Annotated in this window: 11 protein-coding genes and 7 pseudogenes; 17 read left to right on the top strand and 1 reads right to left on the bottom strand. The window is 39.8% G+C overall.

Annotated elements, in window-relative coordinates:
* Nucleotides 1-25 precede the first annotated feature (25 nt).
* The 4 genes and pseudogenes from noc to M44_RS00100 all read left to right on the top strand — a co-directional run bounded on the left by noc (nucleotide 26) and on the right by M44_RS00100 (nucleotide 3638).
* Nucleotides 26-895 carry a nucleoid occlusion protein gene (gene noc, locus M44_RS00085; RefSeq protein WP_010169407.1) on the top strand — a complete coding sequence of 290 codons (870 nt, stop codon included), beginning with the start codon at nucleotides 26-28 and terminating at the stop codon, nucleotides 893-895.
* Nucleotides 896-1053: 158 nt separating this feature from the next.
* Nucleotides 1054-1814 (top strand): annotated as a pseudogene (locus tag M44_RS19400) (ParA family protein).
* Complete coding sequence (locus tag M44_RS00095; protein WP_010169410.1) at nucleotides 1807-2658, top strand: ParB/RepB/Spo0J family partition protein; 852 nt, start codon at nucleotides 1807-1809, stop codon at nucleotides 2656-2658. The pseudogene M44_RS19400 and the gene M44_RS00095 overlap by 8 nt, the downstream one beginning before the upstream one ends.
* A 275-nt stretch (nucleotides 2659-2933) precedes the next feature.
* Nucleotides 2934-3638: a DUF554 domain-containing protein gene (locus M44_RS00100; RefSeq protein WP_010169412.1), complete on the top strand. Its 705-nt coding sequence runs from the start codon at nucleotides 2934-2936 to the stop codon at nucleotides 3636-3638.
* Between the two features lie 33 nt (nucleotides 3639-3671).
* On the opposite strand, the gene yyaC is transcribed toward M44_RS00100, so the two are convergent.
* A complete protein-coding gene (gene yyaC / locus M44_RS00105; RefSeq protein WP_010169414.1) occupies nucleotides 3672-4295 on the bottom strand; it encodes a spore protease YyaC in 624 nt (207 codons plus the stop codon).
* Nucleotides 4296-4550: 255 nt separating this feature from the next.
* On the opposite strand from yyaC, the pseudogene M44_RS19405 reads away from it, so the two are divergent.
* The 13 genes and pseudogenes from M44_RS19405 (at nucleotide 4551) to dnaB (ending at nucleotide 15727) form a co-directional block, all read left to right on the top strand.
* A pseudogene (locus M44_RS19405) lies at nucleotides 4551-5499 on the top strand (mechanosensitive ion channel family protein).
* Nucleotides 5500-5560: 61 nt separating this feature from the next.
* Nucleotides 5561-5720 (top strand): annotated as a pseudogene (locus tag M44_RS00115) (DUF951 domain-containing protein).
* A 158-nt stretch (nucleotides 5721-5878) separates the two neighbouring features.
* A pseudogene (ychF, locus tag M44_RS19410) lies at nucleotides 5879-6978 on the top strand (redox-regulated ATPase YchF).
* A gap of 200 nt (nucleotides 6979-7178) precedes the next feature.
* Nucleotides 7179-7472: a 30S ribosomal protein S6 gene (rpsF, locus tag M44_RS00125; RefSeq protein WP_010169416.1), complete on the top strand. Its 294-nt coding sequence runs from the start codon at nucleotides 7179-7181 to the stop codon at nucleotides 7470-7472.
* Between the two features lie 69 nt (nucleotides 7473-7541).
* A complete protein-coding gene (gene ssb, locus M44_RS00130; RefSeq protein WP_010169418.1) occupies nucleotides 7542-8051 on the top strand; it encodes a single-stranded DNA-binding protein in 510 nt (169 codons plus the stop codon).
* Nucleotides 8052-8105: 54 nt separating this feature from the next.
* Nucleotides 8106-8339, top strand: a complete 234-nt coding sequence (gene rpsR, locus M44_RS00135) for a 30S ribosomal protein S18 (RefSeq protein ID WP_040365274.1) — start codon at nucleotides 8106-8108, stop codon at nucleotides 8337-8339.
* A 338-nt stretch (nucleotides 8340-8677) separates the two neighbouring features.
* A pseudogene (locus M44_RS29680) lies at nucleotides 8678-9661 on the top strand (cache domain-containing protein); the annotation flags it as partial.
* Nucleotides 9662-9667: 6 nt separating this feature from the next.
* Nucleotides 9668-10606: a methyl-accepting chemotaxis protein gene (locus M44_RS29685; RefSeq protein WP_420167079.1), complete on the top strand. Its 939-nt coding sequence runs from the start codon at nucleotides 9668-9670 to the stop codon at nucleotides 10604-10606.
* Between the two features lie 163 nt (nucleotides 10607-10769).
* Nucleotides 10770-11564 carry a YybS family protein gene (locus M44_RS00145; RefSeq protein WP_010169423.1) on the top strand — a complete coding sequence of 265 codons (795 nt, stop codon included), beginning with the start codon at nucleotides 10770-10772 and terminating at the stop codon, nucleotides 11562-11564.
* 25 nt (nucleotides 11565-11589) lie between these two features.
* A complete protein-coding gene (locus M44_RS29690) occupies nucleotides 11590-11706 on the top strand; it encodes a hypothetical protein (protein WP_420167080.1) in 117 nt (38 codons plus the stop codon).
* A 40-nt stretch (nucleotides 11707-11746) separates the two neighbouring features.
* A pseudogene (locus M44_RS19415) lies at nucleotides 11747-13721 on the top strand (DHH family phosphoesterase).
* A pseudogene (gene rplI / locus M44_RS19420) lies at nucleotides 13718-14166 on the top strand (50S ribosomal protein L9). Before M44_RS19415 ends, rplI begins: the two co-directional pseudogenes overlap by 4 nt.
* Nucleotides 14167-14362: 196 nt before the next feature.
* On the top strand, nucleotides 14363-15727 hold the full coding sequence (gene dnaB, locus M44_RS00160) for a replicative DNA helicase (protein WP_010169429.1): 1365 nt from the start codon (nucleotides 14363-14365) through the stop codon (nucleotides 15725-15727).
* The last annotated feature ends 18 nt before the right edge of the window (nucleotides 15728-15745 follow it).

A 15745-nucleotide genomic window follows, 5' to 3' on the forward strand; every position in this document is an offset into this window, starting at 1 on the left:
AGTTTCCTAAAGGTGGTGTAGGAAGATGAAGCATCCTTTTTCACGTTTATTTCAAGGAAATGATCAGGATGAAAAAGATGTGGTAGAAGGTCAAGAAGAGGTAGAAACGGTCGATTCCAAGGAAGGCGTCTTAGAACTTCCCATTGCAAGTATTATTCCGAACCGTTTTCAGCCACGAACTATATTTGATGATACAAAGATTGAAGAGTTGTCTCGTACCATCCATACGCATGGTATTATTCAACCGATTGTTGTCCGAGAGATGGAAGATGGACAATATGAGTTAATTGCTGGTGAACGAAGATGGAGAGCCGTTCAGTTATTAGAATGGGAAACCATTCCTGCCATCATAAAAAATTTATCCGATAAAGAAACAGCCTCTGTTGCGCTAATTGAAAATCTTCAACGTGAAGAATTAACTCCGATTGAAGAAGCATTAGCGTATGATAAGTTACTTCAAATTCATGAGCTAACACAAGAAGCTCTAGCCCAACGTCTTGGTAAAGGCCAGTCAACAGTGGCCAATAAATTACGTTTATTGAAATTACCTGAAGCTATACAAGAAGCGCTACTAAGAAAAGACATTTCAGAACGACACGCAAGAGCACTTATTCCTTTAAAAGATCCTTCCATTCAAGAAAAGTTTTTAGCGCAAATAATAGAATATCAGTGGAATGTCAAACAAACGGAAGAACGTGTGACGAAGTATTTAGAAGGCACACAATCCAAAGCCAAGCCAAAACGTAAAGCCTTTAGTAAAGATATGAGAATTGCTGTCAATACGATTCGCCAATCCTTATCCATGGTGTCGGATAGCGGCATCAATTTAGATGCGGAAGAGGAAGAGTTTGAAGAATTCTATCAATTTACAATTAAAATCCCTAAGAAAAAATAATAGAGTAACAGTGAGAAACTCGAGGAGTTCTCGCTGTTTTTTTATTCTTTTTTTCTAATTGTAAAAAAATAGTTTCGTATATTTTTAGGTTATAGTGAAAAAAATAGAATTTTTTTGATAAAATAGAAACTATGATTGTTAAAAGGTAGGTGTATACCTTGGGTAAAATAATTGCCATTGCCAATCAAAAAGGCGGAGTGGGAAAAACCACTACCTCGGTAAACCTCGGTGCTTGTCTAGCTTATATTGGGAAAAAGTGTTATTAATTGATATTGATCCCCAAGGTAATGGAACAAGTGGTGTAGGCGTTGAAAAAGGCGATGTAAAAAACTGTGTTTATGATGTATTGATTGATGATGTAGATATTCGAGAGGTAATTGTCCCTACTGCAGTAGAGAACTTATCGATTGTCCCTTCAACGATTTCTTTAGCAGGAGCGGAGATTGAACTGGTTCCAACCATTTCTCGGGAAGTTCGTTTAAAACGCGCCATTGAAGGAGTACTTGATGAGTATGATTATGTTCTGATTGATTGTCCACCATCACTAGGTTTGCTGACGATTAATGCGTTAACGGCAGCTGACTCGGTCTTAATCCCTGTTCAATGCGAATATTACGCTTTAGAAGGATTAAGCCAGCTACTCAGTACGGTTCGACTCGTTCAAAAGCACTTAAATCGTAGCTTGATGATTGAAGGCGTTCTTTTAACGATGCTAGATGCACGTACAAATTTAGGATTACAAGTCATTGAAGAAGTAAAGAAGTATTTTCAAGATAAAGTCTATCAAACGATTATTCCACGAAACGTTCGTTTAAGTGAAGCGCCAAGTCATGGACAACCGATTATTCTATATGATGCTAAATCAAGAGGGGCAGAAGTATATTTAGATTTAGCGAAGGAAGTGGTATCAAATGGCTAAAGGTTTAGGAAAAGGCTTAGATGTGTTTTTCTCCACGGTGGAAGATACAACAGATGAAACGGTAAAACTGATTCCTTTAAATGAAATTCGCCCAAATCCTTATCAGCCTCGTAAAGTATTTGATCAAGACGCAATTGAAGAGTTAAAGAGTAGCATTCTACAGCATGGTGTCCTTCAACCGATTATTCTTAGAAAAACAATTAAAGGGTATGAGATTGTCGTTGGAGAAAGAAGGTATCGAGCGAGCAAAGAAGCAAAGTTGAGTTCTATTCCTGCTGTCGTAAGGGATTTATCTGACCAACAAATGATGGAGCTTGCGCTACTTGAAAACCTACAGCGAGAAGATCTCTCTCCTATTGAAGAAGGGGCTGCTTACCAGCAGTTAATGCAACGATTGGATGTAACGCAAGAGGAATTAGCGAAACGACTTGGAAAAAGTCGTCCTCATATTGCGAATCATGTGCGCTTATTATTACTCCCAGGCTCTATTCAACAGCTCATTTCAGATGGGACTCTATCTATGGGACACGGGAGAGCGTTACTAGGACTCAAAAAGAAAGACAAGCTTCAGGCCGTCACAAAAAAAGTAGTGGATGAACGCCTAAATGTTCGACAGTTAGAGCAGCTCATCCAAGGGCTGAATGAAAATGTTTCACGTGAAACAACGAAAGAAACACCGAAAAAAGATGTTTTTATTAAAGAACGAGAATCCTTCCTCCGTGAACGATTTGGTACAACGGTTCATATTAAACAATCTGCAAAAAAAGGAAAGATAGAAATTGAATTCTTTTCTAAAGATGATTTGGATCGGATATTAGAGCTTTTACAAGATCCATCTGAGTAACCGTTATCAAATTTGAATAAAAATTATAAATAAATTGAATAGTAGACGTGAGTAGTGCCGCCTACTATAATAAAGAAAATGAATTTGCCATCCTCGGATGGTTTCTTTTTTTATACAGAGACTTTAGTTTGGTAAAGAATGTATAGGAATGATAGATAGTAGAGTAGGAAAAGCGACAAGTTGGTCAGCATCTTTTAACAGCACGTCGTCATTCTACCGTCATACGTAGAGTAGGGAATCGTTTATAGAATACTATAGAAATGGGGAATATCATTATGGTGTTGCTAGGAAGCCTTGTGAATGCAGGGGTTATTGTAGTGTGTACTCTTTTTGGTTTGTTGCTTCATCGTATTCCAGATAGAATTAAAGGAACGGTTATGAATGCGATTAGCTTAGCCGTTATCGTGTTAGGCTTACAAATGAGCCTTAAGACTGAGAATTTCATCTTTGTGATTGTCAGCCTAGTGCTGGGGGCAATTATTGGTGAAAGCATTCAATTAGAAGATCGTTTAAATAGTATAGGAGAATGGATTGAAAGGCGATTTGGCAATGGATCCGATAGCTCTATTGCTCAAGGGTTTGTTACAGCAACGCTGATTTTTGTGATTGGAGCTATGTCTGTGTTAGGTGCTTTAGACAGTGGATTAAGAAATGATCACGATGTTCTTTTTACTAAATCGATAATTGATGGATTTACCGCAATGATACTAACGTCTACACTAGGAATTGGCGTACTATTTTCTGCCATCCCTGTATTTTTATATGAGGGCGGGATTGCTCTATTTGCTACTGTGATTAATAAAATCGTTCCAGAAGTAGTGATGGAGACATTTTTAATTGAAATGACCGCTACGGGTGGTGTCATGATCTTCGCAATTGGCTTAAATTTATTAGGGTTAACCAAAATTAGAGCAGCCAACCTGCTTCCATCTTTATTTGTGGTTGCCATATTAGTAGTGGCAGAATATTTTTTTATGTAAAAAAAGCGATCGTCTCCGATTGCTTTTTTGTTTTTATAACGTTTGTTCGTTCAGTTCTTGCCATTTTAGTTGTGTTAAATAACTAGGAGATTTAACCGTCGTAGTGGCTTCGTAAATGCTTTCTGTGATGGTTCTAGCCATTTGGAGTACAAGGTTTAAGCGAGTGTTCTGTAGGACAAAAAATTCCATGAACCCACTCACATTCACAATGCCTGTAATGTGGATATCTCCTACCTCAGGAAGCTCCTTATTCACCCCAGCACCAGGCTTCACAGGGCCATTACCGACCTGTATAGCACCCACACTTTTCATCCGACCTAAACAGGCATCAATCCCAATGATAAAAGGCCTAGTATGACGCTTTTGAATCATTTGTAGTTTTTCATGAAGGTTGACAGCGTGAATGGGGTCTTCTAGGGTTCCATACACAAAAATATTCGGACAGTTCTTCTCTTGTAAAAAAGTACCGACGAGTGGTCCGAGTGAATCACCAGTTGAACGATCTGTACCTATACAAACAAAAACAATTGGTCGAATATTCATTGTAGGAAGTAGACGGTGTAGGGATGTAGATAGATGCTGAACGGCTTTATCAGACTCATAGGAAATTCTAAACGGTTCCTTAGACCGTTCAAATAGGCCTTTCTTGAGATTCATATACTCCACTCCCTTAATTTAATAGTATTAGTATACGGCTTTCCTTTCATTCTTATACATCATTCCACTATATTTCTCGTGTTGAAAAGATGGTTATGTACTCTATTCCTCAAAAAGGAGAAAAGTATGCCAATTTGTGTGCTACTTTCTAGAATAGTCGTAAGAAATGCTCAGTATATCGCTATTCTTTTACAAGGCAGGGTGCTAAAATAGAATGGACTATTTACATGGTAGATGGTGAAAGGAGTAACTCGTATGACAGGTCAACAAGTAGAACAACCCATAGAAGAAACAGTAGAACAAACCGAAACCTCGCTTGAAGATACAAAAGAAGCCGTTGAAAAGACAGTCGATAAATTATTTGATCAAGAAACATGGCTAAATATTGGGGAAACAACATTACAGATCCTATTAATCTTACTTATTTCTTCTGTTGTCATTCGGGTTGGAAAGTCGGCGCTACGTAAAATATTTACCGTCCGTTCCAAGCAGCCCATAAAGATATCAGAAAGACGTCAAATGACGATATTAAAGCTACTGGAGAATATCTTAACGTATGTCGTGTATTTTATTGTGATTATCACCATATTAGGAACGTTAAATATTAATGTAGCCGGTTTACTAGCTGGTGCTGGAATTGTCGGTCTTGCAGTTGGTTTTGGTGCACAGAACTTGGTGAGAGATGTGATTACAGGGTTTTTTATTAATTTTTGAAGACCAGTTTTCCGTTGGAGATTATGTTAGAATTGGAACTTCAGAAGGTTTCGTAGAAGAGATTGGCTTACGCACCACAAAAATTAAGAGCTGGACAGGAGAACTGCATATTATTCCAAACGGAAATATAGCAGAAGTTACAAACCTTTCGATTCATAATAGTATTGCAGTTATTGACATTAGCATCGCATACGAAGAAGATATACAAAAAGCCGAAGAAGTCATACAAGCATTCCTAAAAGGATTGCCAGAACGGTATGAAGACATCGTAAGCGAACCACAGCTATTAGGTGTTCAAACATTAGGAGCATCAGACGTTGTGTACCGGATTACGGCCGAAACAAAGCCGATGCAGCATATTGGTATTAGTCGAGCGATACGTAAAGACTTAAAAATAGAGTTAGACAAGCATAATATTGAAATTCCGTTCCCTCGCTTAGTGATGTATTCAAAAGCAGACGAAGCGAAAGTAGAAAGCCAAAAAGGATAAGGGCCGTAAGGAGGAAATAGGATTGGAGCAAAAAGAATTCCACTTACATGATATAGTTGAGATGAAAAAGCAGCACCCTTGTGGAACCAATGCATGGGAGATTATCAGAATGGGCATGGATATTCGAATAAAATGCACAGGTTGCTCCCATAGCGTGATGATCCCAAGAAAAGATTTTTCAAAGAAAATAGAAAAAAGTGATTAAAAAGCACGAAGAATAATAGGAATGCGAAGAAGCTCAGATTGTGATCTGAGCTTCTTCGCATTCCCCTCCTGTGCGCTAGATTGCATACTTGTCTTTTCCGACTATTATCTCTATAATTGTGAAAGATTAAAAAGTTCGTTAAGCACATGAAGAGTGTATGAGGAGTGACGATAAATGGCATTAACAGCTGGTATTGTTGGCTTACCTAACGTAGGGAAATCAACGTTATTTAACGCAATTACAAAAGCAGGAGCAGAGTCTGCGAACTATCCTTTCTGTACAATTGACCCGAACGTAGGAATTGTTGAGGTTCCAGACCCACGTTTAAATAAATTAACAGAATTAGTACAACCGAAAAAACAGTCCCAACAACGTTCGAATTTACAGATATCGCAGGCATTGTGAAAGGCGCAAGTAAAGGAGAAGGATTAGGGAACAAATTCTTATCTCATATTCGCCAAGTAGACGCCATTTGCCAAGTGGTACGTTGTTTTGCAGATGATAATATCACTCATGTATCAGGGAAAGTCGATCCTATTGATGATATTGAAACGATTAATCTTGAGCTGATTTTAGCGGACTTAGAGTCTGTTGATAAACGAATTGCGCGTGTAGGCAAAATGGCGAAGCAAAAAGACAAAGAAGCAATGGTAGAGCTTGAAATTTTAGAAAAGCTTAAGGAAGCATTCGAAAATGATATGCCTGGCCGCACAGTCGAATTTACGGATGAACAAATGAAAATTGTAAAAGGCCTGCACCTTTTAACGACAAAACCAGTACTTTACGTAGCAAACGTGGGTGAAGATGATATTGTTGATCCCTCTGAAAACCCATACGTGCAACAAGTAAAAGAATTTGCTGAAAAAGACAAGTCTGAAGTGATTGTCGTATGTGCAAAAATTGAGTCCGAGATTGCTGAGTTAGATGATGAAGAAAAAGCAATGTTCTTATCTGAATTAGGAATCGAAGAGTCTGGTCTTGATCAGTTAATCCGTGCAGCCTATAATCTTCTTGGTTTGGCAACATACTTCACGGCAGGTGTACAAGAGGTTCGTGCTTGGACATTTAGACTTGGAATGAAGGCACCACAATGTGCGGGAGTTATTCACACAGACTTTGAGCGTGGATTTATCCGTGCTGAAACGGTTTCCTACGATGACCTAGTTGCAGCTGAAACGATGAATGCAGCGAAGGAAGCTGGAAAGGTTCGACTAGAAGGAAAAGAATACATCGTGAAAGATGGAGATGTTATACACTTCCGTTTTAATGTGTAATCGATGTAGTCAGGGCAGATCAACAATCTGTCCTGTTTTTTTCATTTCCTCCCATCTATCTCTAATACTTTTCCTCATTCTCCCTTTTCAGTTGCACACCTTTCCCATCTGTGATATAATTTTTTTCTGTGAGTAATGAATATTGCTCCTTGCCCTGGCAAACGCGGGGGCCGCATAGTCCATAAGGAGGTGACTTAAAGATGAGAAAGTACGAGGTAATGTACATTGTTCGCCCAAACATTGAAGATGAAGCGAAGAAAGCACTAGTTGAGCGCTTTTCTGGTATCATCACGACTAACGGTGGCGAAATCATCGAGTCTAAAGAGTGGGGTAAACGTCGTTTAGCTTACGAAATCAATGATTTCCGTGATGGTTTCTACTACATCATGAACGTACAAGCTTCTAACACGGATGCTGTTAGTGAGTTTGACCGTCTAGCTAAGATCTCTGACGATATTATCCGTCATATCGCTGTACGCGTAGATGAGAAATAATTCAACCGTGAATAAATAGAAAAACAAAAATGTTTCACGTGAAACATTTACAAGAGGAGGTTGATTCTGATGATGAACCGCGTTGTTTTAGTAGGTCGTTTAACAAAGGATCCGGATTTAAGGTATTTACCGAATGGAACTGCTGTGGCTACTTTTACGCTAGCTGTGAATCGTACATTTACTAATCAACAAGGAGAGCGCGAAGCAGACTTCATTAACTGTGTCGTTTGGCGTAAACCGGCTGAGAATGTAGCGAACTTCTTAAAGAAGGGCAGCTTAGCAGGGGTTGATGGACGTTTACAAACTCGTAATTATGAAGGACAAGATGGACGTAAAGTCTATGTAACAGAAGTTGTTGCAGAGAGTGTTCAATTCCTTGAACCACGTAATTCGAATAATCAGGGCCAAAGCCAAGGAGGGTATAACCAAAACCCTTATGGTGGTACGCCTCAAGACAATCCATTTAGTCAAAATCAGAATCAACGTAACCAAAACAACAACTATTCTCGTGCAGATGAAGACCCATTTGCGAATGATGGCAAGCCAATTGACATCTCCGATGATGACCTTCCATTCTAAAGAGAAGTAGAGCGTGAATAAAATTAAACAAGCAAGGAGGGGAAAACTATGGCAATGGGTGGACGCAAAGGCGGACGTCGTCGTCGTAAAGTATGTTATTTCACTTCAAATAACATCACAAACATCGACTACAAAGACGTAGATCTTCTTAAAAAGTTTATCTCTGAGCGCGGAAAAATTCTTCCACGTCGTGTGACTGGAACAAGCGCAAAGTACCAACGTAAACTAACAACAGCTATCAAACGTGCGCGTATGATGGCATTACTACCATATGTAACTGGTGAATAATAACGAGTAAAGACTATGAGGCAAAACCTCATAGTCTTTTTGTTTTCTAGATCTCTTTTTTTAACCTCACTCTATTCCCTGATTCTCCTCCAATTCCAACTATTCCACTGGGTAATATTCTCTATTTCACCTGCCATAACTTTGTCAAAAGTCTAAGGATTAAAGGCAGAAAGTACAAATAAAACGGTTTCAATGTCGATATATATGTTAAAATGATGTAAATTGGTAGCTTACGTCGAGGAGATGGAACTCATGTTTAAATCAATTAAGTGGAAATTAATACTCTGGGTCTTTTCTATTCTTTTTCTTTCATTTACGACCATCTCAGTACTAGTAGGATGGCAAGTCTCACAAAAACGGAACAAACGGCGATTCAACAAACAGAAGGAATCGTCAATCAGCTAAACGAGAATATTGAGCTAAATCTTTCTCAGTATGAAAAGAGTTTAAACCAGTATTCCGTATCCAAAGAATTGAAAGAGTTTACAATTCTGCAAGGTAGCGAACAAGGGGAACAAAATAACTATACGGAGATGCTAGCTTCTGTTAAAGGGAACTTTACGAATTACTTAACGCTCTACCCAGACGCTACAGCAATTTACTTAGTAACACCTAACAACCAAACGTTAGCGGAACCTGCAAAAGCGGCAACTGGGAAGACAGATGCGATCAGCACAGACTGGTATAAAGCGGCAGCTGACGCAAAAATTCGTACGATGTGGAGTAAGCCTTGGCAGGATGAGTCGACAAGTCAGTTTATGATTACCGCATCAAAAGCTGTAACGGATAATGGCAATGTAAAAGGCGTTGTAGCTGTAGACATTAGTCTATCAAAACTTGCAAGTGGGATATCAGAGCTCGATATGGGCTATGATGGTTATCCATTTATGCTTTCAGAAGAAGGGGTAGCTCTCATTCATCCTTCTAAAGTGGGAGAGAATCTATCCGACTTACAAGTGATTGCAACCATTCTAAAAAGTGAAGAAAAAAGCGGTCAAGAAAAATATACGTTAGACGGGACAAATAAGTTAATGGTATATGAGAAAGTACCATTTACGAACTGGGTTGTAGGAGCTGCCTACGATGAAAGTGCTCTAAAAGCAATGGCTCAATCGATTATAAATAATATTTTTCTTATTGCGATCATCGTGCTCGTGATTTCTGCAGCTGGCGCAGTATTTCTGGCAAGGTCTATCGTTAAGCCTATCGATATACTGAAAAAAGAAGTGAACAACGTAGCAAGTGGAGACTTAACTGGCCATGTCAATATACGTTCGAAGGATGAGCTAGGAACATTAGGAAAAGATTTTAACACCATGACGGATAAAATGAGAGAACTGCTTCAGTTAGTTCAACAAAGTGTACTCAATGTTAAAACGTCTTCAGAGAATTTAAGCGCTATTTCAGAGGAAACAAACGCAATAAGCGAGGAAGTTCAAGGTGCGATTGCAGAAATTGCTTCTGGATCACAAAGAGCAGCGGAAGATGCAGAAACAGCAAATCAAAGCTCTCTTACTCTGAGTGAGCAAATTAACACCATTCATGACAAAGCTAAGAATATGTTTGACATCGCTGAAAAGGCTGAGGAAGCGAATGAAACAGGACTTCAGCAAATGACGGAACTACAAGCCTCTTATCACTCATCACAAGAAAAGATTCAAGGAATGGAAATACGCGTAACAGACCTTGGAGTGAAGATTAAGAAGGTTGACGAAGTAGTCAGTACGATTACAGACATTTCGGAACAAACGAATCTACTAGCCTTAAATGCTAGCATTGAAGCCGCTCGTGCAGGTGAGCACGGAAAAGGGTTTGCAGTAGTAGCAGAAGAAGTTCGGAAATTAGCAGAGCTTTCGCGAAAAGCAACAGAGGATATTAAAGAAACCATTCGTCATATTCAACAAGATGCGAATCGAACAGTCAATGAAATGGTCGATACAAAATCAGCTTTCACTAACCAACGAGTGGTCGTAGATCAAACGGCTGCCATATTCCAAACCATTTCATCGTTCTTAAAAACGATTGATGTCTCCATAGAAGATATGTACCAAGAGATTTCAAATATCGATCAAGGAAAAGAAGAAGTGGTCTCGGTTATTCAAATGATGGCTGCTGTATCTGAGCAAACGGCTGCGTCGTGCCAGGAAGTAAGCTCCGCTTCAGAAGATCAAGGGGCAGCGATTCAACAAGTAACTCTTGCTGCGGAGGATCTCTTGACGCTTAGCCAACAGCTTCAGGATGAAGTAAAAAGTTTTAAAATTGAATAGGTGTGACCTACTTACAGAGAACTTGTCCGGTACAAGTTCTCTTTCCTTCTGAAGTGGGTTAGGCTAGTAGGAGGAGTTTTCATTAAATCCTAAAGTTGAACACTAAGAAGGAGAAGAGTACAATAAGGTATTATGTAGTTTTGATTGGTAAAGAGGTGTTCATGTGAAAAGCACGAAAGCATTAACAGAAGGGGCTATGATGGCGGCGTTTACAATAGTCCTATTAGTCATCGCAGTGTTCATTCCTGTGATAGGTGGAATAGGGTCTCTTTTCATTCCGCTACCTGCCTTAATTTTCAGCTCAAGGTACTCCCTTAGAAATAGTATTTCCTTTCTCTTTGTGACGCTTATTTTGTCGTTTATGGTAGGGAATTTGATAGGTTTAGGTATTGCAATATCCTTTGTACCCCTTGGGATTTTGTTAGGGTACTCGATTCAAAAGGGTCGCTCTAAAATTTCTATGCTAATAAGCTCTACATTGTTATCATTGGTGGTATATGTGGGCCAATTTATTATCTCGATAGCGTTCTTGAATTTTGACGTAACGGGTATCGTCCAAACAACAAAAGCCCAAATGGAAACATTCGTTACTCAGCTTACGAATGCAGGTGTTGAATTTCCTGAGGGAACGATGGATCAATTTATTAATATGGTTGATTTATTTGTTATTAGGATTCCTGCTTATATGGTCATGTTGGCATTAGCAACAGCATTTTTAGCCCTATGGATTAATATACCTATCGCGAAAAGATTTGGAGTGGAAGCTCCAAAGTTTCCACCTTTTAAAGACTGGATGCTTCCGCGTAGTTTAATATGGTACTATTTGATTGCACTCCTTTTGACGTTGTTTGGTGGTTTTGAACTGGGATCGTTTGGTTTTGCTGCTGTTCTTAACGTACGATTACTATTAGAGCTGTTCTTTATCCTACAAGGGCTTAGTTTTCTTTTATTTCTTTAGCTATACTAAGCAGTGGAACAAAGCAATTCCCATTACCATCACTGTGTTTTTATTTTTTATTCCAATACTTTTTCAAGTCGTTCGATTTTTAGGTATAATTGACTTAGGATTTAATTTGAGACAGCGCCTTCAACATAAATAAATCCAAATCATGAAGTATTACGTTTTAGGAGCTGAAAATTTTGTCACCAACAATTAAACAGAAAGCTGCCCGGTGGGTCGTTTTCGCCTTAATGAGTGTGTCTATTTTATTATCCGTCACGTTATTCTTTTTCTCCTGGTGGGCTTCTGTCATCAGTCTAGTACTCTTCAGCTCCTTGTATTATCACCTAATCAAGCTAAACAGAGAGCATAATGAAGAGGTTGAAGCATACATATCCACCCTTTCCTACCGAGTTAAGCGAGTGGGTGAAGAAGCCTTACTAGAAATGCCCATAGGAATTATGTTAATTAATGAAGATTATACGGTAGAATGGTCTAACCCATTTTTAGCCTCTTGGTTTAATGAAGATACGCTAGTCGGTCGCTCTCTGTATGATGTGGCTGAAACTTTAGTGCCTCTCATTAAAAATGAAGTGAACGAGCAGTACATTAGGTTAAAGGACCGGGAATACAAAGTCATCTTAAAGCTTGAAGAACGTCTGCTATATTTCTTTGACGTAACAGAACAAGTGAAAATTAAAAAAGAAATTTGAGCAGGATAAAACGGTCATTGGTGTTATATTCTTAGATAACTATGATGAATTAACTCAAGGGTTAGACGATCAAAAGAGGAGTAGCATGAATTCTCTTGTGACATCCATGTTAAATAAGTGGGCAAAGGATTACGGAATGTACTTAAAACGAATCTCATCCGACCGATTTGTCGCAGTTCTTAATGAAGGAATCCTATCGACTCTAGAAGAGAATAAGTTTGGTATTCTTGATACGATTCGTGAGGAGACCGCTAGACTAAATATTCCTCTTACTCTTAGTTTAGGAATTGGAACGGAGACTCAGAGCTTACCTGAGCTTGGCGCACTTGCGCAGTCTAGCTTAGACCTTGCTCTTGGGCGAGGAGGAGATCAGGTCGCGATTAAGCTTCCAACAGGTAAAGTGAAGTTTTACGGTGGAAAGACCAATCCGATGGAGAAGCGGACGAGAGTGCGAGCTCGCGTCATCAGTCATGCGCTGAAGGAATCTATTGTGGAAAGCGATAAAGTTCTCATAATGGGCCATAAGCACCCGGATATGGATGCCATTGGTGCAGCGATTGGAATACGTAAAGTTGCCCAGCTGAACCAGCGTGAAGCTTATGTGGTAGTAGATTTTAATGATCTTGATCACGGTGTATCTCGTCTAATGGAAGAAGTGAAGCAGTCGAAAGACCTGTATTCGCGTTTTATCTCTCCAGAGGGCGCAATGGAACTTGTGACAGATGAAACCCTTTTAGTGGTTGTGGATACACACAAACCATCTCTCGTTGTAGATGAAAAGCTATTGAGTAGAGTGGAACGAGTCATAGTCATCGATCATCATAGACGGGGGGAAGATTTCATTGAAAATCCACTCCTTGTCTATATGGAGCCTTATGCTTCTTCTACGGCAGAGCTTGTGACAGAGCTGTTGGAATACCAACCGAAAACAGAGAAGATCAATATGCTAGAAGCAACAGCTTTACTCGCTGGGATCATTGTTGATACAAAGAGCTTTACACTTAGAACCGGCTCTAGAACATTTGATGCTGCTAGTTATTTGCGATCAAAAGGTGCAGATACGGTTCTGGTCCAAAAGTTCTTGAAAGAAAATATTGAAACGTATATTGCTCGCTCAAAGTTAATTGAGAGTGTGGAGCTCCATGAGCACGGCATAGCCATTGCAGTGGGAGATGATGAATCACACCATGATCCCGTCATCATTGCACAAGCGGCAGATACACTCCTCTCCATGGATGAGGTAGAAGCATCCTTTGTCATCGCCAAGCGAACGGAAAATATGATAGGGATCAGTGCAAGATCGCTAGGTGACGTAAATGTACAAATTATTATGGAAAACTTAGGTGGAGGTGGGCATTTAACCAATGCCGCTACTCAGCTATATGATCAAACCATTGAAGATGCGAAATCACAGCTAATCAATGCGTTAGTAGACTTTTTTGAAGGGAGATCATCAACGTGAAAGTAATATTTTTAAAAGATGTAAAAGGTAAAGGGAAAAAAGGAGAAGTGAAAAACGTAGCAGATGGTTACGCTCATAACTTCCTCATTAAAAACGGATGGGCTGTTGAAGCAACAAACTCGGCTGTTTCTCAGCTTGAAGGTCAAAAGAACAAAGAGAAAAAGACGCGCAGGAAGAGCTTGAGCAAGCGAAGCAGTTAAAAGCTACGCTCGAAGCCCTAACAGTAGAGCTGAAGGCAAAATCTGGAGAAGGTGGACGTCTATTCGGCTCCATTTCTACGAAACAAGTAGCAGAAGAGCTACAAAAAACGCACAAGATTAAGATTGATAAGCGTAAAATGGAGCTTAACGACGGGATTCGTGCACTAGGGTACACAAATATTCCAGTCAAGCTACACAAAGAAGTAATGGCTACGTTAAAGGTACATGTAACCGAAGAAAACTAATTTTGCCAGCTGATTTTTTACGAAATCATGTTACAATAGAATAGCTTACAGGAAATGTGATCTGGATGAGGTCACATTTTCTTTTGGATATAGGGTAATTCTTCTTTTCTATAGGCATTGTTAAACAGTGTTGTTTAACAGAGCCTTTCTAAAAATAAGAATATCATCCTTCTACCGTTAGGAGGTACTTGTGTAAATGAATGAACTATTTGCCGATCGATTACCGCCGCAGAATATAGAAGCAGAACAAGCTGTCTTAGGTGCTATTTTTCTAGAACCAACGGCTCTTACAACAGCCTCTGAAGTGCTACTTCCAGATGACTTTTACCGTAATGCCCACCAACGTATTTTCTCTGTGATGATGAGATTAAACGATGCTGGAAAAGCCGTTGACTTAGTCACGGTTACAGAAGATCTTTTAGCAAAGAAAGAGCTTGAGGATGTTGGGGGCGTATCTTATTTAAGTGAACTAGCAGGGTCTGTACCGACTGCTGCCAATATAGAATATTATGCTAAAATCGTGGAAGAAAAGGCACTGTTACGTCGATTAATTTCAACGGCTACAACCATCGCATCTGATGGGTATAGCCGTGAAGACGAAGTAGATGCTCTTTTAAGTGAAGCAGAAAAGAACATTATGGCCGTGGCTCAGCGTAAAAATGCGAGCGCCTTCCATGATATTAAAGACGTACTTGTCAGAACGTACGACAATATTGAACAGTTACATCTTCGTACAGGAGATGTGACGGGCATTCCAACAGGTTTTGCCGATTTAGATCATATGACAGCGGGCTTCCAGCGAAACGATTTAATTATCGTAGCTGCGCGTCCATCTGTTGGTAAAACGGCATTCGCCTTAAACATTGCCCAGAATGTCGCGACGAAGGCTCGTGAGAACGTAGCGATTTTTAGTCTTGAGATGGGTGCAGAACAGCTTGTTATGCGTATGCTTTGTGCCGAAGGAAACATTAACGCACAAAACCTTCGTACCGGTGCACTAACAGAAGAGGACTGGAGAAAGCTGACGATGGCCATGGGAAGCCTGTCTGATGCTGGTATTTACATTGATGACACGCCTGGTATTCGTATTACCGACCTTAAAGCAAAGTGCCGCCGTTTAAAACAAGAAAGCGGTCTTGGCATGGTGTTAATCGATTACCTCCAGTTAATCGTTGGTAGTGGGCGTACAGGCGAAAACCGACAGCAGGAGGTTTCTGAAATCTCCCGTGAATTAAAAGGACTAGCTCGTGAACTTGAAGTACCCGTTATCGCCTTATCACAGCTTTCGCGTGGGGTAGAGCAACGTCAGGACAAGCGTCCCATGATGTCTGATATCCGTGAATCGGGAAGTATCGAGCAGGATGCCGATATCGTTGCCTTCTTATACCGTGATGACTACTATGACAAAGAATCAGAGAATAAGAATATCATAGAAATCATTATTGCCAAGCAACGTAACGGCCCGGTGGGTACCGTATCTCTTGCCTTTGTCAAAGAATACAACAAATTCGTGAACCTGGAACGACGGTTTGACGAACAAGGAGTGCCACCAGGCGCATAGAAAAAGCAGCGAAATGCT

Origin of the sequence: Bacillus coahuilensis m4-4 (assembly GCF_000171615.1) — a bacterium.
GTDB lineage: Bacteria > Bacillota > Bacilli > Bacillales > Bacillaceae_K > Bacillus_T > Bacillus_T coahuilensis.